We start from the raw sequence: 20,208 nt of genomic DNA on the forward strand, positions 1-20,208 counted from the left end.
CGCAACAGCCCGCGCCGGAATGTGTGGCGTTTCCTCAGGTAGAACCCTGCCAATCATTTAATTGTCTGACAATAAGAGAATGTGGCTTGCTGCCAGACAGACCTTACAAAATTGGCCTCCTAGTCCCGATGGCGCAGTGCATACGCAACCAATGCAGCGGTCGAGCCGTCCTTTCCGTCTGCGCTTTCATCGCCATCCACAATCGGACCCAACGAGGTTGCAAGTTCCTTGCCCAACTCGACGCCCCATTGGTCAAACGAATTGATCCCAAGCAGCACGCCTTCGACAAACACGCGGTGTTCATAAAGGGCGATAATTTGACCCAAGACAAACGGCGTAAGCTTCGGGTAGATCAGGGTCGATGACGGCCGGTTACCCGGGAACACGCGGTGACGGGCTTGCCGTTCCAACTCGTCTCCGTTCAACCCTTTTTTCGCCATGCGCTTGCGCGCTTCGTCCAGCGACCTGCCCCGCATCAGTGCTTCGGATTGGGCCAAACAATTGGCCAAAAGTAGGCGATGATGATGGGTAAGCTCGGGTTCATGCCCTTCTGCGGCCACCATGAATTCGCATGGGATTACATCGGTACTCTGATGGATCAGCTGGTAAAACGCGTGCTGACCGTTGGTGCCTGGTTCGCCCCAAACGACAGGACCTGATGGAATGGTCAAAGAGCTGCCATCCATCGCCACGGACTTGCCATTCGACTCCATCTCTAACTGTTGAAAATAGGCCGGTAGCCGGAGCAACCGTTGATCATAAGGAAGCACCGCCCGGCTGGTGTGGCCAAGAACCTGACGGTGCCAGAAACCGACAAGGGCCAGCATCACTGGCATATTGTCTGCCCAATCAGCGGCGCGAAAATGCACGTCCATCGCCTGCCCGCCTCGCAAGAAAGCATCAAAGGCGTTCGAGCCGACGGCGATCATCACCGGCAAACCGACCGGTCCCCAAACAGAATAGCGACCGCCGACCCAGTCTGCGAAGCCGAACACGCGATCCTCCGGGATGCCAAAGGCGCCGGTCTTATCAACGGCACTGGACACAGCGGCAAACTGTTTGGTCGGATCACCGCCACCATCTATCATCCAAGCCCGCGCGGTGCGGGCATTGGTCATCGTTTCGATCGTCGTGAACGTTTTCGATGCGACAATCACAAGCGTTCGGGTCGGATCAAGCTGTCGCAGCGTGTCAGCGATATGGGCACCGTCCACATTGGACACATAATGCAACCTTGGCCCATCGTGATAAGGGGCGAGCGCCAGGGTCGCCATGACAGGACCCAGATCAGAACCGCCAATTCCAATGTTCACCACGTCGGTAAAGCTGCCACCGGCCCCGGCAATCGAGCCGCCACGCACTTCTTCGGCAAAGACACGCATCCGGTGCAGCGTGTCCAGCACGTCGGGCATCACATCCAATCCGTCGACCTCAACCGAGCCGCCATCCAGATTTCGAAGCGCGGTATGCAGAACTGCGCGCCCTTCGGTTTCATTGATCTTCTCGCCTGAAAACATAGCCGCGCGGCGTTCTGCCAATCCGGCTTCTGTACACAGGTCGATCAATGCAGCACGTATTTCGTCGTCAATCTGAGTTTTCGAATAATCGAACAGCAGATCACCAGTTGAGGTTGAAAACGCCTCGGCCCGGTTTGTGTCTTTGTCGAAAAGATCGAGGATGGTTTGATTTTGTCGATCAGCGGCCAGTGCATTAAGTGTGTTCAATTGCATCGCATTTACTCCGCCCAGTGTACCGTCATGCCGCCCAATACCGCGGCGATCGGTGCTTCTTCGGGCGGCAAAGACATGGCTTTCTCCAGCGCCTCCCGTTTCGCAGCTCCGAAGATGATCAGATGTTTCGACAGCGCTCCATCCAGTACAGGCGCCGTCAACGAGATCCGCGCTTCTGGCTGAACCTCAGGCCGCGCTATGACCAGTGGCGGCGCGTGGCTGTCCAATGCGGCTTGCAAGCCTTCCATGCCGGGAAACAGCGACGCTGTGTGCATGTCATCACCCATTCCAAGCACAAGAACCGACAAAGGCCGTATCGGAGTGATCAGGCTTTCCAGTTCGGGCAACACATCCTCGGGCTCTTTCCCTGACAAATACAGCGGGATGTACTGAGCGACGGAAGCACGATTGGTCAGCAAACGTGCACGGATCAAACGCTCGTTCGAGCGGTCGTGATCACCTGGCACGCAGCGTTCGTCCGTGGGTAAAACACGAACGCGATCCCACTCCAGATCCGCCGCGCACAGAACATCAAAAACCGGTCCCGGCGTCGTACCACCCGGAACAGCCAGCGAGACGACGTCATGGTGCAACAAGGCGGATTCCAAATCACCTGCAAGCACGTTTGCCACGTCTATGGCCAGCATATCCCTGTCGGCGTATTCCTGTAGTTTCATGGGTTTATTCCTTGCCAGCGGCGACCGTCTCGTTTCATCAGCAGCTCAGCGTCGCCCGGGCCTGTGCTGCCACTTTCATAAGGTTTTGGGACATCCCCGCGTGCCTGCCAGCCCGCAATAATCGGGTCAGTCCAGGCCCAAGCGGCCTCGACCTCGTCCCCGCGCATGAACAGCGTCTGGTTGCCGCGGATCACATCCATCACCAGCCGTTCATACGCGTCAGGTGGATCCTGATTTTCCGGCCCCAGCGCTTCTGCAAAACTCATGTCCAGCGGCACGTCAACCAGACGCATCCCGCCCGGACCCGGCTCCTTGATCGTCACCTTGAGCGTTATGCCCTCGTTCGGTTGCAGCCGGATCGACAAAACATTCGCATGACGCCCGGCATCAGCCCCAAAGATCGAGTGTGGCGCATCTTTGAACATCACATTGATTACCGAGGATCGCGCCACCAACCGTTTACCCGTTCGCAGGTAAAATGGCGTTCCTGCCCACCGCCAGTTGCTGACATGTGCGCGTAAGGCCACATAGCTTTCAGTCGTCGAGCGCGGATTACCAACGGTTTCCCGATAACTAGGCCCACTTGGCCCAGCTTCGAATTGCCCACGCACGATGTGGTGCGGTTCAACTGAGTCCAGAGCACGGATAACCTTTAGCTTTTCGTCCCGCACCGCATCAGGGTCAAACTTGGCCGGCGGCTCCATCGCAATCAGGCACAAGAGCTGCATAAGGTGGTTCTGAACCATATCACGCATTGCGCCTGCGCGGTCATAGTATTCTTCACGCCCATCAATGCCTACGGACTCTGCGACCGTAATTTGGATATGATCGACGTATTGGCTATTCCAAAGCGGCTCAAACAACATGTTGCCGAACCGGACAGCCATCAGGTTTTGAACCGTTTCCTTTCCCAGATAATGGTCGATCCGGTAAATCTGGCTTTCTGAAAAATGTGCTGCCAACGTTGCGTTCAGTGCCTGTGCGCTTTCCAAGTCGTGACCGAACGGTTTTTCAACAACGATCCGCGTTTGCGCAGTGGCTAAATCATGAGTCTGAATCTTTTCGGCAAGCGGTCCAAATAGGCTTGGACCAACCGAGAAATAGAAAGCCCGAACCCGATCCGTAGTCAGTTTTCCGGCAAGCTGCTCCCACCCCTCATCCGACAACGCATCAAGCGGCACATAGTCGACCCGCTGAAGGAACGATTCTAGAGCTTGCGTATTTTTGCACTGATTGGGCGCGTGCAAATGCAACGATTCCGTCACGATGGTCCGGAACACACATTGATCGTAAACTGCGCGCGCCGCGCCGATGATCTGCACGTCATCAGGCCACTGACCCGCACAAAAGCGCCGGAACAGCGCAGGTAAAATCTTGCGCTGGGCAAGATCGCCAGTGCTGCCAAAGATAACCAGATCGAACGGGTCAACGGGGATGACGCGAGAAACCATGTGTTTCCCCTACCTTACCCCTGCGGACATGTCTAACGTTAGCGCAATCATTTTCGCATTTTTTCCTTCATCAAAACTCTGTCAGGTCCGGCGTGTTGCCCTTAACTAAACCGCAACGAAAGGCTAAATCAGCATCAAGATTTCTAAAAACCGGATACCGGAATGAAAGACAACGCCTCTCAGAGCGCCAATATCGGCAAATTTCAGAACAAATTGGTGACTGCTGATGGGCAAACGCGGGCAAGGCAGCTTTGCCAAAACGCTGAGTGGCATGGAGTGGTTGCGCGACAATGGCTTTAACATGGCCGTTGCCGGACGCACTGTTTGGGGCGACAGCGACGCCGAAAGTCGGGCCGGTTATGCACAGTTCTTCGATCAACACGGGTTTGATATCGACGCGCATGATCCGGGCAAAACTGTCTTGTTCCCAGAGATGGATGAAACTGTTGAAGTGCCTGAAATAACAACGGCCTGTTGGGACATTCTGAACAAGTCTCCCAATGGCCTTATGTGTGCCAGTGCTCGTATGGTGGTGAAACGAAAAGGGGCGGCAAAACCCGCCGTTCTAGCCTGCACCCTTCTGCCCTATGCACCCGAGTTTGAAATGGGCCAATCACTGGCTGAGGCTGAGGCGGACGTGCACCTCAACCACCCGCATTGCGCCAAGTTCTGCGTGTTGGGCGGCGCCAGTTGTTCTGGCTGATTAGTTCAACTCGGGGGATTTCCAGAATTTTGTGCCGGACGCTCCTGCAGAAACGCGCCAGCCTTTTTTCCCGAGAACGAAAAACGACCGGCCATCAGTGAATCGCACTGTTTCTCCGGTGTTTTCATCGCCGTACATCGCGCCGGTCTCGGCCGTTGCGTCGTATCCGTATTCAATGAACTTTTCCAAGTCGGCTGTTGTTTCGAACATAATCACAAATTTTGTTTCGAACCCGCCGATCCCGATCGCGGCACCTACACCGCCAGTCCCCATGTTCATATAAGTGTGCTCACCAGTATCCTTTGAAACCGCCACCCCGCGCCCATACCCAGCGGAGACCGGAAAAACAGTGACCTTGCGCGAGTCAAACACCGCATAGCCAGCGCTTATGCCGAATAACTTATCCGCCTCGGGGTTTTCCGCCAAAAGTTGTGTCAGGACCTCACTGGCCATCAAGTCCAACTTGGCACGGGTCTCTTCGGGCGTAGCCTCATTCGTAACCAGATCGGCAGTGGAACTGACCGTATCATCTACGATACCAACACCTTTTTCGACGGTTTCGCCAACCGCTTCCGCCCCACGGCCTATAGCGTCGGCCGTGTTCTCTGCACCTTTTTTGATTTTACCCAGAACGCCTTCGGCCAAAGCCGGGCTACTTGTAAGCAAAGCGGCAAAGAGAAACAGAACTCGGGGCATAAAACGATTCCGTACGTGACTAACGTTTGGTCGCCACCTTACCGCAGGCATCCAGAATTTTAATACGTCTCAATAGCTGAGGATCGAAAAATCAGTCTCACGCTCAGTTCACTCTGAACTCACCCACGACGTTGCGCCATTCTCCGGGCGCGATCATCTTGCGGTGTGTGAACCGCACTGAATGAAGGGGGCCTTCAATTTCACGCTGCCAGAAGTCAATGAAATCGAACAGTTTCGGATGGTCCGGGGCCAGATCGTAGTCCTGCCAGATGAACGTGTTCAGAACGTGGATATAATCCGGCATGTGATAGAAAAATTCAGCCGTTGTTAAACCGTACCCTTTTAGCATCAATTCGGTTTCGCTTCGCTCCATCCAGACCTCCAAATTTGTTGCCAGGCCTGTTCAGGGTAACACAAAAACCCCCTAATCCTTAGTTAACAATATGTTACTGGGATGTTACGGGGGTTTTTCGCACGTAAACAGGTTGCTTGCTTGCACCCTATGTGCCGGGTCTGATAAGGTGCATCCACAAGATATAGACCCAATACAAAACACGGGCAGTTTACGTGAGCGATACGCCAGAAATCCCTGAAAACATAGATGAAACCCCGCCCGAGCGCCCAGTGTATGACGGCCCGACGGTATCCATCGAATCCGAGATGCGCACGTCCTATCTGGACTATGCAATGTCGGTCATCGTGTCTCGCGCGATCCCGGATCTGCGCGACGGTCTGAAACCGGTTCACCGCCGAATCCTTTATGCAATGCACGAAACCGGGAACACGCACGACAAGGCCTATCGCAAGTCGGCCCGCCCGGTTGGTGACGTGATGGGTAAATATCACCCGCACGGCGACAGCGCGATCTATGACGCGCTGGTGCGGATGGCCCAAGATTTCTCAATGTCGCTGCCGTTGCTTGATGGTCAGGGTAACTTTGGATCGATGGACGGCGATAACCCGGCAGCCATGCGTTACACCGAAGTGCGGATGGACAAGCCCGCCGCTTCGCTTTTGGCGGATATTGAAAAAGAAACGGTCGATTTTCAGGACAACTATGACGGCAAGGACCAAGAGCCGACCGTCCTGCCCGCACGTTTTCCAAACATGCTTGTTAATGGCGCCGGCGGTATCGCGGTGGGTATGGCGACGAACATCCCGCCGCACAATCTGGGCGAAGTGGTCGACGCAACGCTGGCTTTGATTGACGATCCAGACCTGACTTCGGAACAGTTGATCGAATACGTGCCCGGCCCCGATTTCCCGACTGGTGGCGTAATGCTGGGCCGGTCCGGCGCACGTAAAGCCTATCTGGAGGGTCGTGGCAGCGTCATCATCCGGTCCAAGACACGCGTTGAAGAGATCCGCAAAGACCGTTACGCCATTGTGGTTGATGAGATCCCCTATCAGGTGAACAAGGCGGCGATGATCGAAAAGATTGCCGAGGCCGTGCGTGAAAAGCGCATCGAAGGCGTAGCCCATGTTCAGGACGAATCCGACCGCAACGGTGTCCGCGTTGTGGTCGAGCTGAAGCGCGACGCTACGCCCGAGGTGGTGCTGAACCAGCTCTATCGCTTCTCGCCGATGCAAACCTCATTTGGCTGTAATATGCTGGCGTTGAACGGTGGCCGCCCCGAGCAGCTGACACTGCGCCGCTTCTTGACTTCGTTCATCGACTTCCGTGAAGACGTTGTCGCACGCCGTACCGCATATGATCTACGTAAAGCGCGGGAACGTAGCCACATCTTGTGTGGTCTGGCCGTGGCCGTTTCCAACGTGGACGAAGTGGTCGCCACGATCCGGTCGTCCGCCGATGCCGCCGAAGCCCGTGAAAAGCTGATGACGCGCCGCTGGCCCGCAGCCGAGATCGAAGGCTATCTGCGCCTGATCGACGATCCGCTGTCCAAGATGAACGACGATGGCACCTATAACCTGACCGAAGTTCAGGCTCGCGCCATCCTCGACCTGCGCCTGCAGCGCTTGACCCAAATTGGCGTTAAAGAGGTCACGGACGAACTTGAAGAATTGGCCGCCAAGATCAAGGAATATTTGGATATTCTTTCCTCACGCGAGCGGATCATGTCGATCATCGGTGATGAGCTGCGCAGTGTCCGCGAACAATTCGCCGTGCCGCGCCGCACCGAGATCGTCGACTGGTCCGGCGACATGGAAGACGAAGACCTGATCGAGCGTGAAGACATGGTCGTGACAGTCACTTCGGGCGGTTACATCAAGCGCACCCCTCTGGCCGATTTCCGCGCGCAAAAACGCGGTGGCAAGGGCCTGTCCGGAATGCAGACCAAGGAAGAGGATGTTGTTACCAACCTCTTCGTCGCGAATACCCATACCCAGCTGCTGTTCTTCACCACCGAGGGCATGGTCTATAAGCTCAAGACCTGGCGCCTGCCGCAGTCCAGCCGGACCGGCAAGGGCAAGGCGATCGTCAACATCCTGCCGATCCCGACCGGCGTTTCGATCGCTGCGATCATGCCCGTTGATGTGCCTGATGAGGAATGGGAGAACCTGCAAATCGTCTTCGCCACCAGCGCAGGCGACGTGCGCCGCAACCGCCTGTCGGACTTCACCAATGTCCGTCGCAACGGCAAGATCGCCATGAAACTGCCAGAGGGCGTAGAACTGGTGAACGCGCGCATTTGTTCCGAAGACGAAGACGTGATGCTGGTCACCAATTCGGGCCGCGCAATTCGTTTTCGCACTACAGACGTGCGCGTATTCAACTCGCGCGAGTCGACCGGTGTACGTGGAATTAAGCTGACCAACGGTGACCGCGTGGTTTCTATGTCGGTGATCCGCCACTTCGAGGCCGGTCCGGACGAGCGCGCTGCATACCTCAAGATGCGCCGCGCTGTGGCCGGAATTGCAGACGAAGGTGAATCCGATGAGGATGAAGCAGCACCCGGAATTATCACACAGGAACGCTATGCCGAGATGTCGGCTGCCGAAAACCTGATCCTGACCATCACGACAAGCGGTTCTGGCAAGCTGAGTTCTAGCCATGACTACCCGGTTCGCGGACGTGGCGGTATGGGTGTTGCCGCTATGGACAAAGCAATGCGCGGCGGTGAGCTGGTCGCCTCGTTCCCAGTTGAAATCGACGATCAAATTATGCTGGCCACCTCCAAAGGTCAGTCGATCCGGGTTCCGGTCGATGGCATCTCATTCCGGTCCCGCAGCGCGGGCGGCGTGAAGGTTTTCAACACTGGTAAGGGCGAAGAAGTCGTGAGCGTTGCTTGGATCGCTGATCAGGGCGACGAGGAAGCAGAAGAATAAAACAAGGAAAGGCCCCGGAACTGAGTTTCCAGGGCCATTTTCCATCTAAACGTTGACTTGCCCCGCACCGCGCCCCGAAACTCCATGTTAGAGTGCGTTTTTTTGTCCGGTGGTTTGTTTGGGGGGCGCTCCTAGATGAAGGTCATTGCCTGCTATTCGAACAAGGGCGGAGTGGGTAAGACAGCAACTGCGGTAAATCTGGCCTATGCGTTGTCGACGGCTGGGGTGCGCACCTTGCTGTGTGATCTGGACCCTCAGGGTGCCTCGGGCTTTTACTATCGCCTCAAATCTTCAAAATCCTTAACCAACGCCCGCTTCTTTCAAGATTCAAACCAGCTCAACAAAGCCATTCGGGCCAGCGACTTCGAAAATCTGGACATCCTGCCGTCAAACCAAAGCTATCGAGGCTTTGACATTCTTTTGTCCCAAATGTGCGCGGGCCAACCCCATCTCAATCGCGCTTTTTCAGAAGTAAAAGCAGACTATGAAGTTGTCGTGCTGGATTGCCCACCGAACCTGTCGCATTTGTCGGATCACATCTTTGAAACCGCCGACGCTGTCGTTGTTCCGGTGATACCCTCAACCCTGTCACAGCGGACGTTGGAGCAACTCATCAAAGTCTTTAAGAAAAAGGGGCTATCGACCGAAAAGCTTCACTGTTTCTTTTCTATGGTTCAGCGGGCAAAGAGCCTGCATCGAGACACCATGGAAGATATGAAAAACACCTACGGCAAGCGTTTCCTTGACGCACAGATCCCCTTTGCCACAGACGTCGAAAGGATGGGTATCCACCGCGCCCCAGTTATGGTGACAGCGCGCAGCGGCCCCGCAAGTCAAGCGTACTTGTCACTTTGCGAAGAGGTAATCTCGCGCGTGTTCCGAGCTTAGCAGTGAAAGTACTATTGAAACCGCAAAAACTTACACTCCGTAAAGCGCACCGAATTTTTGTTCCAGATAAGTCAAAAATGGTTCTGCGCTTGGCTCCATTCCGCTTGCACGTCGAATGGTTTCTCGTGGGGCGTAAAGACCGCCGAAACGCTGGAGATTTTCGCGCAGCCAACCAGTAGCGCCAGAGGTGTCACCATTAGCCAGTTGCGCATCGAGATCCGGCACAGCTGCAGGCAGCGCCTGATAAAGGCAACCGGCGTAGACGTTGCCAAGCGAATAGGTTGGGAAATAACCGAACAAACCAACGGACCAATGCACATCCTGCAAACATCCGTTCGAAGGCATGTCCACCGCATAGCCGAAATCAGCTTTGAACCTGTCGTTCCATGCGGCTTCAAGATCACTGACTTGCAGGTCACCACTCATCAGGGCGCGCTCAAGATCGAAGCGCAACATGATGTGCAAGTTGTACTGAACTTCGTCGGCTTCGGTACGGATATAGCCGTTATGCACACCGTTTACTGTGGCATAGAAAGCATCCGCATTCGCAATCCCGAAGTCGCCGAACACATCGACCATTTGTTCATAAAGCCAGCCGGTGAAGGCGCGGGACCGGCCCAGTTGGTTCTCGTAAATGCGGCTTTGACTTTCGTGCACACCCATCGACACGCCCTGCCCCAACGGGCTTAACGCAAATTCTGGATTGATACCCTGTTCATAAGCGGCGTGACCGACTTCGTGAATGGTCGAGTAGAAACAGTTGAAGGGGTCAGTTTCACTGGTGCGCGTGGTGATCCGCACGTCCAGCCCGCTGCCTGAGCTGAACGGGTGCACAGCCTTATCCACTCGACCCGTATTCAGGTCATAGCCGAAGGTCATCGCCAATTTCTGCGATAGCTGCATCTGGGCGGCCTCGTCGAACTTGCCCGTCAAAGCCTGCGGTGCGGGTTTGTCCAAAACGGCTGCGCGCAACGCGACCAGACGCGGGCGCATCTGATCGAAAATCTCGGCGATTTGCGCGCCCGTTGTGTAGGGTTCGTAGTCCTCGACCATCGCGTCATAAACATCGCCACCTTGTGCCAGCGCCGCGCCCTCTTCACGCTTAAGCGCCACAACCTCTTGCAGAACAGGTAGAAAAGCCGCCACGTCTTCATCGGCGCGCGCTTGTGCCCAAGTGCCCTGCGCAGCGGATGTTACGCGTGCAATGGCCTTGGCCAGATCAGCGGGCACTTTAACTGTGCGTTCGTAAGACCGACGAATATCACGCAACTGCGCGCGGGCAACGTCGTCTTGGGGGTCAGCCCTATCCAACCATTCTGCCACGCGAGGGTCGGACCGGCGGGCATGCAGAACTGCCTCGATCGCGGCCATCTCTTCGGCCCGTTGCGGTGCTGCCCCCCTTGGCATCACCGTTTCCTGATCCCAACCCAAGCGCCCGGCGATCTGCCCAAGAGCCGAGGTTTCGCGTTGAAAGGCCATCAGGTCATCGTAAGCGGTCATGAAAGTTAAGCTCCGCGAATTGAGGTGGCAATTGGGTAAGCCGTCAGGAAACGCGCGCGCAGGATTAACGTCCAGACGACAACGGCCATGAATTGATGGAAGATAGCAATTTGCCAAGGTGCCGCGTAAATGACGGTCATAATCCCGACTACCACCTGAAGCGACAGAGCGGCAAAGGCTGCGTTGAAGGCGAAGCGCGTCTGAGGATGCGCGCTGGTGCTGCCGCGCCGCCAGACGATGATGCCGAAGATGAACAGCAAATAGCCAGCGCAGCGATGGATGAACTGCACCAGGCCGGGGCTTTCAAAGAAGTTGCGCCAAACCGGCTCTAGCATTGTTGCGTCGGGCGGTAAAAGTTGCCCTCCGATCAGCGGCCAATCTGTATACGACCGACCCGCGTCAATCCCTGCAACAAGGGCTCCAATCAGAATTTGCAAGAAAGCAAAGTGCATCAAACCCGTCGACAGCGAGAACAGCTTGGCCTCTTTCGCGCGGCGTGCCTGCATAAGGTCGCGTTCTTCACGGCCCAGTTCAAGGATGTACCATACAAGGAAGCCCAGGATGACGAACGCCAACCCGAGATGCACGGCCAAACGGTAGCTGGCAACCGCGGTCATGCCCTCGCCTTGCGTCACACCCGAGGCGACCATCCACCAACCAACGGCGCCCTGAACGCCACCTAAAAGGCCGGGAATCAATAGCTTGCCAGTCCATCCGGTCGGGATTTTGCGCGCAGCGAGAAATCCGAAGAACCCAATCGCCCAGACCAGACCGATGACGCGGCCCAGTTGGCGATGCCCCCACTCCCACCAGTAGATGAATTTGAAATCGTTCAACTCCATCCACTGGTTCTGAATGCGCCATTGATCGATTTCTTTGTACTTGTCGAATTCGGCTTGCCAGTCGGCCTCAGTCATCGGCGGGACTGCCCCAGTGATCGGACGCCACTCGGTTATCGACAATCCGCTGTCGGTCAGGCGGGTCAAACCTCCCACTGCGATCATCACAACGACCAGTGCGAACAAAATCATCAGCCAGACGCGGATCGCCTTGCGCGCGCCACCCCGGCCTCGGTCGATCATACCCGGCTGTAACGCTTGTTGTTTTTCGGTGTCCGAGACCTCTTCGAAGATGCTGCGCTTGCCGCTCATGCCGTCCTCATGTCCTGAATTTCATCGCAAGCTAGGGCTTGAGTAGAGATAGGTCCAGCCTCAGCCCTTGTCTTTCCAGCGGACCATCTGACGCATGATCCCGTGCAGCATCTGCACATCCGCCCGCGTCATGCGCATCCGAGACCACAGATTGCGCAGATTGGTCTTCATCCCTTCGGCTTTTTCAGGCGGATAAAAGAAACCAGCCTCTTCCAAACGATCCTCGTAATGTTCGACCAGTTTTTCGACTTCGATACCTGTTGCCCAGTCACCTTTACCCAGATCCGTAGCTTCATGAACCACGTCGCCGGTCTGGCGCATCCATTCATAGGCTGTCAGCAAAACGCATTGACCAAGATTCAAAGACGCGTATTCGGGATTCACCGGCACTGAGATGATAGCGTTGGCCTTTGCGATATCCTCGTTCTCCAGCCCTGCGCGCTCCGGGCCGAACAGAACTGCCACCTTCTCACCCGCCGCAACCTTCTCGGCTGCTATTTGCATGGCACGTTCTGGGCTATAAACCGGTTTAGTCAGGCCGCGCTGACGGGCCGTGGTGGCGAAGACAAAAGTGCTGTCGGCCAGCGATCCGGCAAGATCGTCGAACAGTTGCGCCTCATCAAGCAGCCGGCCTGCGCCGCTGGACATAGCCACAGCTTTGGGGTTCGGCCACCCATCCCGCGGTGCCACAATCCGCATCCGATCCAGCCCAAAATTCCACATCGCCCGAGCGGCTGCGCCGATGTTCTCGCCCATCTGAGGGCGCACGAGCACGAAGGAAGGCTGAGTTTTATCGCTTGGCATTGTTGTCTCCGGAAAACTGCGCCTGCTGTAATCGGCGGACACGCGCAGGGCAAGGCGTCCGGAAGGTCAATTGCGCCTTATTCGGCCATAAAAGTTTGCTTCCTCTGCGCAATCCGCTAAACCGCGCCAAAGACTGAAAGCGAAGGACGCGCCAATGGACACCCCCGAGCAGCCGCAGATTTACCTGATCACCCCGCCCACATTCTCTCTGAGCACCTTCCCTGACCAACTGGGCCGCGTGCTGGACGGTGCGGATATCGCGTGCATCCGAATGGCATTGGCTGGCAACGACGAAGACACTATTGCCCGAGCAGCCGATGCTTGCCGGGAAGTAGCACATGCTCGTGATGTGGCACTGGTGATATCGAACCATGTTCTGCTGGCACAACGACTGGGATTGGACGGAGTGCATCTGGACGACGCTGCGCGTTCTGTTCGGTCAGCGCGTAGGGAGTTGGGCGCGGACGCCATCGTCGGCAGCTTCTGCGGCGCTTCCAGCCATGACGGCATGACAGCAGGTGAAGCCGGTGCTGACTATGTCGCCTTTGGCCCAGTTGGCACTTCGGCCCTGGGTGACGGCACAACGGCAGAAAAAGACCTGTTCCAGTGGTGGTCCGAAATGATCGAGGTTCCGGTCGTAGCAGAAGGTGGCCTGACCCCGGATTTGATCCATGAGCTTGCTCCTTCCACCGATTTTTTCGGTATCGGCGAAGAAATCTGGTCACAGGAAGACCCTCTGGCGGCGCTCAAGACCCTGACCGACGCGATGTGATCGATGACCCTTGCGCAAGCGTCGGGGCTGCGGCATGAGTTCGGCATGACCCAGAACAGTGAAATTCTTTGTATTGGCTCGGTCCTGTGGGACGTTATCGGGCGCTCGGCCAGCGCTATGCGTCAGGGCTCGGACGTGCCGGGGCGGATCACCCGCCTGCCCGGCGGTGTGGCCATGAATATTGCCATGACGCTGGTGCGCTTCGGCATGACACCGACCCTGCTGACCGCCATTGGCCAAGACCCTGAAGGCGACGAATTGGTCAACGCTTGCGCCCGATTGGGGATGGTTACCGACCACATCTATCGCTCGCAAGATTTGCCGACTGACCGGTACATGGCCGTCGAGGGTGCCAACGGTCTAATAGCCGCCATCGCCGACGCGCATTCGCTTGAAGCTGCGGGGGGCAAAATCCTGAACCCGTTGATGCATGGCCCATTGGGTTTTGAGAACGCCCCCTTCCAAGGCCCCATCGCACTGGATGGCAACCTAACGCTGACCTTGCTGGAAGAAATTGCCCAAAGCCCAGCATTTGCACGGGCGGATCTGCGCGTGGCCCCAGCCTCTCCCGGCAAGGCCGAACGCCTGCTGCCGTTCCTGAAGCATGCCCGTGCGACGCTCTATGTGAACCTAGAAGAGGCGGGCATACTTTGTCAGCGCGAATTTACCGATTCCGAGAGCGCTGCCAAAGGCTTACTGGATCGTGGCGCGCTCCGTGTGTTGGTTACTGACGGGGGCAACTCAGCCACCGTAGGCAACGCTGACGAGATTCTAACACAAACACCCCCCTCCGTTTTGGTCACTCGCGTGACAGGCGCAGGGGACACTTTCATGGCGGCGCATATCGCGTCCGAAGCCGCAGGCGCTTCAAATGATGAGGCCCTAAGCCGCGCCTTGCACGCCGCTGCAACTTACGTTTCCGGAGAAACCCCACTGTGATCGACATTCAGTATTCAGCCGAAGTTCGCGCAGCAAAAGACGCAAGCAAACCCATCGTCGCACTGGAAAGCACCATCATTACGCATGGGATGCCCTACCCTCAGAATATTGAGGTGGCGGCGCAGGTCGAACAGGATATTCGGGATGCCGGGGCCGTTCCGGCAACCATGGCAGTGATCAAAGGCAAATTGCATGTCGGACTTGAGGCTGATCAGCTGAAAGCGCTTGGACAAGCGCAGGGCGTTGCCAAAATCTCTCGTGCCGATATGGCCGCTTGCATGGCGACAGGCGGTACCGGTGCAACAACGGTCGCGGCAACGATGATCGCCGCGCATTTCGCCGGAATAGAAGTTTTCGCCACAGGCGGCATCGGCGGCGTGCATCAGGGCGCCGAAACGTCGTTCGATATCTCTGCAGACCTGCACGAGTTGGCGCAAACTCCGGTAACTGTAGTGGCCGCGGGTGCAAAAGCGATCCTTGATCTGGCCAAAACCTTGGAAGTACTCGAGACGCTGGGCGTTCCCGTCATTGCCTACGGGCAGGACGAGTTTCCGGCTTTCTGGTCAGCCAAATCGCCTTACGCTTCGCCCCTTCGCATGGACAGCGCCGAAGACATCGCCAAGGCCCACGCCACACGCCGCGCCCTTGGTCTGCCCGGCGGCCAGCTTGTTGCGAACCCAATCCCCGACGCCAACCAGATTCCGGCCGAGGAACTGGCCCCCATCATTGCTTCGGCCCAAGCCGACGCGGATGCGCACCGGATCACCGGCAAAGGCGTTACGCCATATTTGTTGCAGCGCATTTATGAACAAACCGAGGGGCGCTCGCTGACTGCTAACATCGCGTTGGTTCGCAACAATGCCCGACTTGCTTCTGGTATCGCCATCGCCCTGAAAAAAGCACCAATGGACTAACCTATTGCACTAAAGCCCCAGACTGCTTACCTAAATTCGCAAATCACTCAGGACTGCAATGAATACACCGTTTGACGAAGAACCCCACCGCCGTCCGGGCCTGTTTTCCCGGCTGCGCGCGTCGTTCCTGACGGGCATCGTCGTCATTGCGCCTGTTTGGCTTACGATCTGGCTGATCTGGTCGGTGGTTGGTTGGATCGACAGTGCAGTCTTGCCGCTCATCCCGCAGCAGTTCCAACCCGAGCAATACGTTGGCATCAACCTGCGCGGTGTGGGTGTCATCATCTTTCTGGTGTTCACTGTACTTGTAGGCTGGATCGCCAAAGGCATTCTGGGACGGTCATTTATCTCTTTCACGGAAAGCCTTGTGGATCGGATGCCTGTCGTCCGTTCAATCTATTCCGGAATCAAGCAAATTTCGGAAACTGTGTTCGCGCAAACCGAACGGTCTTTCGAGAAAGCTTGTCTGGTGCAGTACCCCCGTCGCGGCATTTGGGCCATCGGCTTTGTCTCAACGACCGCGAAAGGCGAAGTATCGGAACGTGCAGAAACTTCTGGTGAACTGCTGAGCGTTTTCATTCCGACAACACCCAACCCCACTTCGGGCTTTTTACTGTTTTTTCCTGCCGAGGACGTGATCCTGTTGGATATGTCCATCGAAGACGCGGCCAAGTTAGTCATCTCTGCCGGGCTGGTTTATCCCAACGGTAAAGATCCGACCCAACCGCCTGAGTGATCAGCCGAACATCTCGGGTAAGTTCACGGTGCTACACGCGCCAAGATCACCCTTGTGATCTGACAGGAAACGATCTGCCGCTGCGCGGCCAGCAATCTTGAGTTTGTGGAGGACTACTGGATTAGGAACCGTTTTTGTCGCCACAGAAAGATCGTTCATCAGCGCGTCATCTGCGATCATGTGAACCAGAACCCTGCTCATCTCTCCTGCTTTCAACTTACCCTCGGACAGCAGTCGCTGGACGAAGCTAATCGCGCGAAGTTCACGGAACAAAGAAGAGTTAAAACTAATCTCATTAATCCTGTTCTGAATCTGCTGCGGTGTTTTGGGCACCTCGTCCCGTTCCAGCGGGTTAATATTCACGATTACCAAGTCATCGGGTAAGTCATTGTTGAACAAAGGGTATAGAGCTGGGTTTCCGGTGTAGCCCCCGTCCCAGTAGGCTTCTGTACGGCCAGACTTGGGATCGAAAATCTCAACCGCCTGAAACAGATTTGGAAGACAAGCCGAGGCGAGTATTGCGTCGGTCGAGACCTCTGCGCCTGTGAACACACGAATCTTGCCGCTACGGACACAGGTCGCGCACACAAACAGTTGCGGGCCTTCGTCGGCACAGATTTCAGCGAAGTTGAACCGATCCACGACCGGTTCCAACGGGTTGCGGTAAAACGGACCATAGGCATAAGGCGAAACCAATCGGGACCACGCGTCGCCGACAGAAAACGGCAGCGAATATTCCATTGCATGAGCAATCTGAGCGGGTTCGATCGCTTGCATCCAGTTGGCAAGGCGCATGTCACCAACCGCCCCCATTCGCTCCCACAGCCCGTCTAGATTTGCACGAGCTCCGTCTCGGCCATCGCGGACCATCCCGGATTTGAACGCAGCCCCGTTTAGCGCCCCTGCCGAGGTTCCTGTAATCGCGGCAACTTCGATGTCTTCTTCATCCAGCAGACGATCCAGAACACCCCAGGTAAAGGCGCCGTGTGCGCCACCACCTTGCAAGGCCAGATTGATCCGTTTCATTGCGGGCCTCCTAGATCAAAGAGCCGTCCAGCCTCCATCGACCGAGATTGTTGTTCCGGTGATCTGCGCAGCAGCGTCCGAGCACAAGAAGACCGTGGTGCCGCCCAATTGCTCGACCGTCGCGAACTCCTTCGACGGTTGGCGCTCAAGCAGAACGTTTTTAACCACGTCCTCGCGGCTCATGTTGTATTCTTTCATCGTGTTCGGGATCTGAGCTTCAACCAGAGGTGTCAGCACATAGCCCGGACAAATGGCGTTGCAGGTAATCGGCTCCTGCGCGGTTTCCAGCGCCACGGTTTTTGTCATCCCGACCACGCCATGTTTCGCTGCGATGTATGCCGCCTTGAACGGCGAAGCCGTCAAACCATGAGCCGAGGCGATATTGACGATCCGCCCCCAACCCGCCTTTCGCATCATCGGCAACGCGGCCGCCATCGTGTGGTATGCCGAGTTCATGTTTATCGCGATAATCGCATCCCATTTATCTACCGGAAACTGATCAATGGGCGCGACGTGCTGAATACCCGCGTTGTTCACCAGAATGTCGCAAGCGCCTGCTTTCTCAATCAGTGCACGGCATTCGCCACCATTGGACATGTCAGCTTTGATATAGCGCGCGTTGGTGCCGGTCTCTTGTGCAATCTCGGCAGCAAGCGCGTGATCTTCGTCCCTTTCCGTGAACGAATTCAAAACCACGTCGGCTCCGGCTTTGGCCAGTTCGCGCGCAACTCCAAATCCGATACCTGAATTCGACCCAGTGATGATCGCTGTTTTACCCGACAGGCTCATGACCCTTCTCCCTCAAAAACCACTTTGGCTGAACAGTGCCATGCTGCACGTGCAAAGAAAACGGGGAAACTTCGGGGTTTGTCATTAGGGAGTAAATGCGCGAAAAAAAACGCCCGCACGAAGCGGGCGTTAAGTTATTGAGGCAGGTTTCATACAGGCAAGAAACCTATCGAGCAGTGCACCCTTTATAAGCAATTCCTTGCATCCGTCCAAGCTAAAAGTTTGAAAATAAGAAAAATCATCGGTACGGTGAATCCCAACAAAATAAGGCCTGAGCAGGATTGTTTCCAAAATGCGCCCCGATTTTCTACACCCCGTCCGTTGTGCGATCGCGGGAATCGCCTCTGTTTTTGCCGTCACAACCGCCCAAGCAGAATCGGCTCATGGCATAGCTATGTACGGCGACCCAGCGCTACCACCGGATTTTGTGTCTCTACCGTATGCAAACCCAGATGCACCCAAAGGTGGAAAAGTCGTTTTTGGAAACACGGGCGGCTTTAACAGCTTAAACCCATTTGTGCAAAAAGGGACCGTACCCTGGCAACTTCGGTTTTGGACACATGAAAGCCTAATGGGCCGATCCTGGGACGAACCCTTCACTCTTTACGGGTTGTTAGCCGAATCAGTTGAGACTGCTCCGGATCGATCTTGGGTCGAATTCACCCTTCGGGAAAACGCACAATTTTCTGATGGCGCGCCTGTGACAGTCGACGATGTTATCTGGTCCTATGAAACGCTGGGTACCGAAGGGCACCTTCGGTATCGCGGGTTGTGGGGCAAGATCGACAGTGTAGAACAAACCGGCCCTCGCACTGTGCGTGTTACATTCAATGAACCTGATCGAGAACTCGCATTGATTGCCGGTCTACGCCCTATCCTGCAAAAAGCCCAATGGGAGGGGAAAGATTTTGCTGACGCTGCTCTGCATGACGTTCCCATCGGATCGGGTCCGTATGTCGTAGAAGACTATGAAGCCGGGCGGTACGTTAACCTGAAACGAAACCCCGACTATTGGGGGGCTGACATTCCCTTCCGCCGCGGCACCATGAACCTTGATGACATGCGGATCGAATTTTACGGCGATGGCACGGTACTGTTCGAAGCGTTCAAAGCCGGTGAGCTAACCGCAGTACGCGAATTCAACGCTGACAAATGGGACACTCAATACAACTTTCCGGCTGTGCAGCGTGGCGATGTTGTTAAAACAGAAATCCCTCATGGCAAACCGTCGGGAATGACCGGCTTCGTCATGAATACCCGCAATGCACCTCTTGACGATTGGCGTGTGCGCGAGGCGCTGCTGTTGGCTTTCAACTTCGAATACATCAACGACACGATCACAGGCGGTGCTCAGCCAAGAATCGCCTCGTACTTTTCCGGCTCCGACCTCGGCATGCAGCCTGGCCCTGCAACCGGCCAAGTCGCCGAACTGTTACAGGCCTATAAGAATGACCTGCCGCCGGGTGCTCTTGAAGGGTATGACCTGCCTGTCGGTGACGGCTCAGCCCGCAACCGAGCCAACATTCGAAAAGCCAACCAGCTTCTGTCCGAGGCTGGCTGGACCGTTCAGGATGGCGTTCTGCGCAATCAGAACGGCGAAGACTTCTCGATCACCGTTCTGCTTCAGCAAGGGGACAGCGAAAGCCAGACTGCGATGGAAATTTACAGCCGAGCGTTGGAACGCCTTGGAATTCGGGTCAACGTTGAACAAGTGGACAGCGCCCAATTCACTGGTCGCAACGCAGAGCTGGATTTTGATCTGACCTTCTTTCGGCGTGCTTTGTCTCTTTCACCTGGGAACGAACAACGCCTGTATTGGGGCAGCGAAAACGTAAGCACGCCCGGAACACGCAATCTGATGGGCGTCGCATCCCCCGCTGTTGACGGGCTTATCGACACGATGCTCGCTTCGGAAAGCCACGAAGATTTTGTGGCCGCAACCCGTGCGTTGGATCGCGTACTTACCGCTGGGCGGTATGTGATTCCGATCTGGAATTTCGATGTCGGGCGCATTGCTCACGCTAAGGAACTGAAACATCCGCATACCCTGCCGATCTATGGCGACGGGCCAGAATACATGCCACAGCTTTGGTGGTTCGAAGAGTGACCGGCTAACGGCAACTTGCTACATTAACGGGTTT

General features: G+C 56.0%; 17 protein-coding genes and 1 pseudogene. 8 read left to right on the plus strand and 10 right to left on the minus strand.

The genetic code is table 11. The annotated features are described in order from the left end of the window. Nucleotides 1-119: 119 nt before the first annotated feature. The 3 genes from pgi to zwf are packed head-to-tail and all read right to left on the minus strand — an operon-like array spanning nt 120 to nt 3,858. On the minus strand, nt 120-1,730 hold the full coding sequence (pgi, locus tag ACR0L3_RS07100) for a glucose-6-phosphate isomerase (RefSeq protein WP_480744840.1): 1,611 nt from the start codon (nt 1,728-1,730) through the stop codon (nt 120-122). Between the two features lie 5 nt (nt 1,731-1,735). Next, complete coding sequence (gene pgl, locus ACR0L3_RS07105) at nt 1,736-2,407, minus strand: 6-phosphogluconolactonase (protein ID WP_480744842.1); 672 nt, start codon at nt 2,405-2,407, stop codon at nt 1,736-1,738. After that, the gene (gene zwf, locus ACR0L3_RS07110) at nt 2,404-3,858 is read right to left on the minus strand and encodes a glucose-6-phosphate dehydrogenase (RefSeq protein WP_480744844.1); all 1,455 of its coding nucleotides are present in this window, start codon (nt 3,856-3,858) and stop codon (nt 2,404-2,406) included. The genes pgl and zwf overlap by 4 nt, the downstream gene beginning before the upstream one ends. Nucleotides 3,859-4,090: 232 nt before the next feature. On the opposite strand from zwf, the pseudogene ACR0L3_RS07115 reads away from it, so the two are divergent. Further along, nucleotides 4,091-4,561, plus strand: a pseudogene (locus ACR0L3_RS07115) (radical SAM protein); the annotation flags it as partial. Here ACR0L3_RS07115 and ACR0L3_RS07120 read toward each other — a convergent pair. Next, the gene (locus tag ACR0L3_RS07120; RefSeq protein WP_480744846.1) at nt 4,562-5,257 is read right to left on the minus strand and encodes a lipid-binding SYLF domain-containing protein; all 696 of its coding nucleotides are present in this window, start codon (nt 5,255-5,257) and stop codon (nt 4,562-4,564) included. It lies immediately after the preceding pseudogene. Between the two features lie 103 nt (nt 5,258-5,360). Next, on the minus strand, nt 5,361-5,630 hold the full coding sequence (locus tag ACR0L3_RS07125) for an usg protein (protein ID WP_480744847.1): 270 nt from the start codon (nt 5,628-5,630) through the stop codon (nt 5,361-5,363). 194 nt (nt 5,631-5,824) lie between these two features. Here ACR0L3_RS07125 and gyrA point away from each other — a divergent pair, with 194 nt between their 5' ends. Both gyrA and ACR0L3_RS07135 read left to right on the plus strand, forming a co-directional pair. Further along, nucleotides 5,825-8,548, plus strand: a complete 2,724-nt coding sequence (gene gyrA, locus ACR0L3_RS07130; RefSeq protein ID WP_480744849.1) for a DNA gyrase subunit A — start codon at nt 5,825-5,827, stop codon at nt 8,546-8,548. A gap of 135 nt (nt 8,549-8,683) precedes the next feature. Next, the gene (locus tag ACR0L3_RS07135; protein ID WP_480744851.1) at nt 8,684-9,436 is read left to right on the plus strand and encodes a ParA family protein; all 753 of its coding nucleotides are present in this window, start codon (nt 8,684-8,686) and stop codon (nt 9,434-9,436) included. 30 nt (nt 9,437-9,466) lie between these two features. Here ACR0L3_RS07135 and ACR0L3_RS07140 read toward each other — a convergent pair whose 3' ends face one another. From ACR0L3_RS07140 to ACR0L3_RS07150, 3 genes are read right to left on the minus strand one after another with little or no spacing between them, the layout of a single operon-like run. Further along, on the minus strand, nt 9,467-10,936 hold the full coding sequence (locus ACR0L3_RS07140) for a carboxypeptidase M32 (protein WP_480744852.1): 1,470 nt from the start codon (nt 10,934-10,936) through the stop codon (nt 9,467-9,469). Between the two features lie 5 nt (nt 10,937-10,941). Further along, nucleotides 10,942-12,087 (minus strand): heme A synthase, encoded by a 1,146-nt coding sequence (gene ctaA / locus ACR0L3_RS07145; RefSeq protein ID WP_480744853.1) that lies wholly within the window; start codon nt 12,085-12,087, stop codon nt 10,942-10,944. A gap of 60 nt (nt 12,088-12,147) precedes the next feature. Continuing rightward, the gene (locus ACR0L3_RS07150) at nt 12,148-12,891 is read right to left on the minus strand and encodes an RNA methyltransferase (RefSeq protein ID WP_480744855.1); all 744 of its coding nucleotides are present in this window, start codon (nt 12,889-12,891) and stop codon (nt 12,148-12,150) included. A 154-nt stretch (nt 12,892-13,045) separates the two neighbouring features. Between ACR0L3_RS07150 and ACR0L3_RS07155 the strand changes: the two genes are divergently transcribed. The 4 genes from ACR0L3_RS07155 to ACR0L3_RS07170 are packed head-to-tail and all read left to right on the plus strand — an operon-like array spanning nt 13,046 to nt 16,252. Next, a complete protein-coding gene (locus tag ACR0L3_RS07155) occupies nt 13,046-13,663 on the plus strand; it encodes a thiamine phosphate synthase (protein WP_480744856.1) in 618 nt (205 codons plus the stop codon). A 45-nt stretch (nt 13,664-13,708) separates the two neighbouring features. Beyond that, nucleotides 13,709-14,602 carry a PfkB family carbohydrate kinase gene (locus tag ACR0L3_RS07160; protein WP_480744858.1) on the plus strand — a complete coding sequence of 298 codons (894 nt, stop codon included), beginning with the start codon at nt 13,709-13,711 and terminating at the stop codon, nt 14,600-14,602. Further along, nucleotides 14,599-15,516, plus strand: a complete 918-nt coding sequence (locus ACR0L3_RS07165) for a pseudouridine-5'-phosphate glycosidase (RefSeq protein ID WP_480744859.1) — start codon at nt 14,599-14,601, stop codon at nt 15,514-15,516. The genes ACR0L3_RS07160 and ACR0L3_RS07165 overlap by 4 nt, the downstream gene beginning before the upstream one ends. Before the next feature lie 58 nt (nt 15,517-15,574). Further along, nucleotides 15,575-16,252: a DUF502 domain-containing protein gene (locus ACR0L3_RS07170; protein WP_480744860.1), complete on the plus strand. Its 678-nt coding sequence runs from the start codon at nt 15,575-15,577 to the stop codon at nt 16,250-16,252. Here the strand turns inward: ACR0L3_RS07170 and ACR0L3_RS07175 are convergent, their stop codons facing one another. Both ACR0L3_RS07175 and ACR0L3_RS07180 read right to left on the minus strand, forming a co-directional pair. Beyond that, complete coding sequence (locus ACR0L3_RS07175; protein ID WP_480744862.1) at nt 16,253-17,278, minus strand: patatin-like phospholipase family protein; 1,026 nt, start codon at nt 17,276-17,278, stop codon at nt 16,253-16,255. A 15-nt stretch (nt 17,279-17,293) separates the two neighbouring features. Beyond that, entirely contained in the window at nt 17,294-18,067 is a 774-nt protein-coding gene (locus ACR0L3_RS07180) for a 3-hydroxybutyrate dehydrogenase (RefSeq protein ID WP_480744864.1), read from the minus strand. A 292-nt stretch (nt 18,068-18,359) separates the two neighbouring features. On the opposite strand from ACR0L3_RS07180, the gene ACR0L3_RS07185 reads away from it, so the two are divergent. After that, nucleotides 18,360-20,174, plus strand: coding sequence for an extracellular solute-binding protein (locus tag ACR0L3_RS07185; RefSeq protein ID WP_480744865.1), 1,815 nt, complete (start codon nt 18,360-18,362; stop codon nt 20,172-20,174). The last annotated feature ends 34 nt before the right edge of the window (nt 20,175-20,208 follow it).

The sequence above is a fragment of the Ruegeria sp. CK1 genome (genome assembly GCF_056536545.1).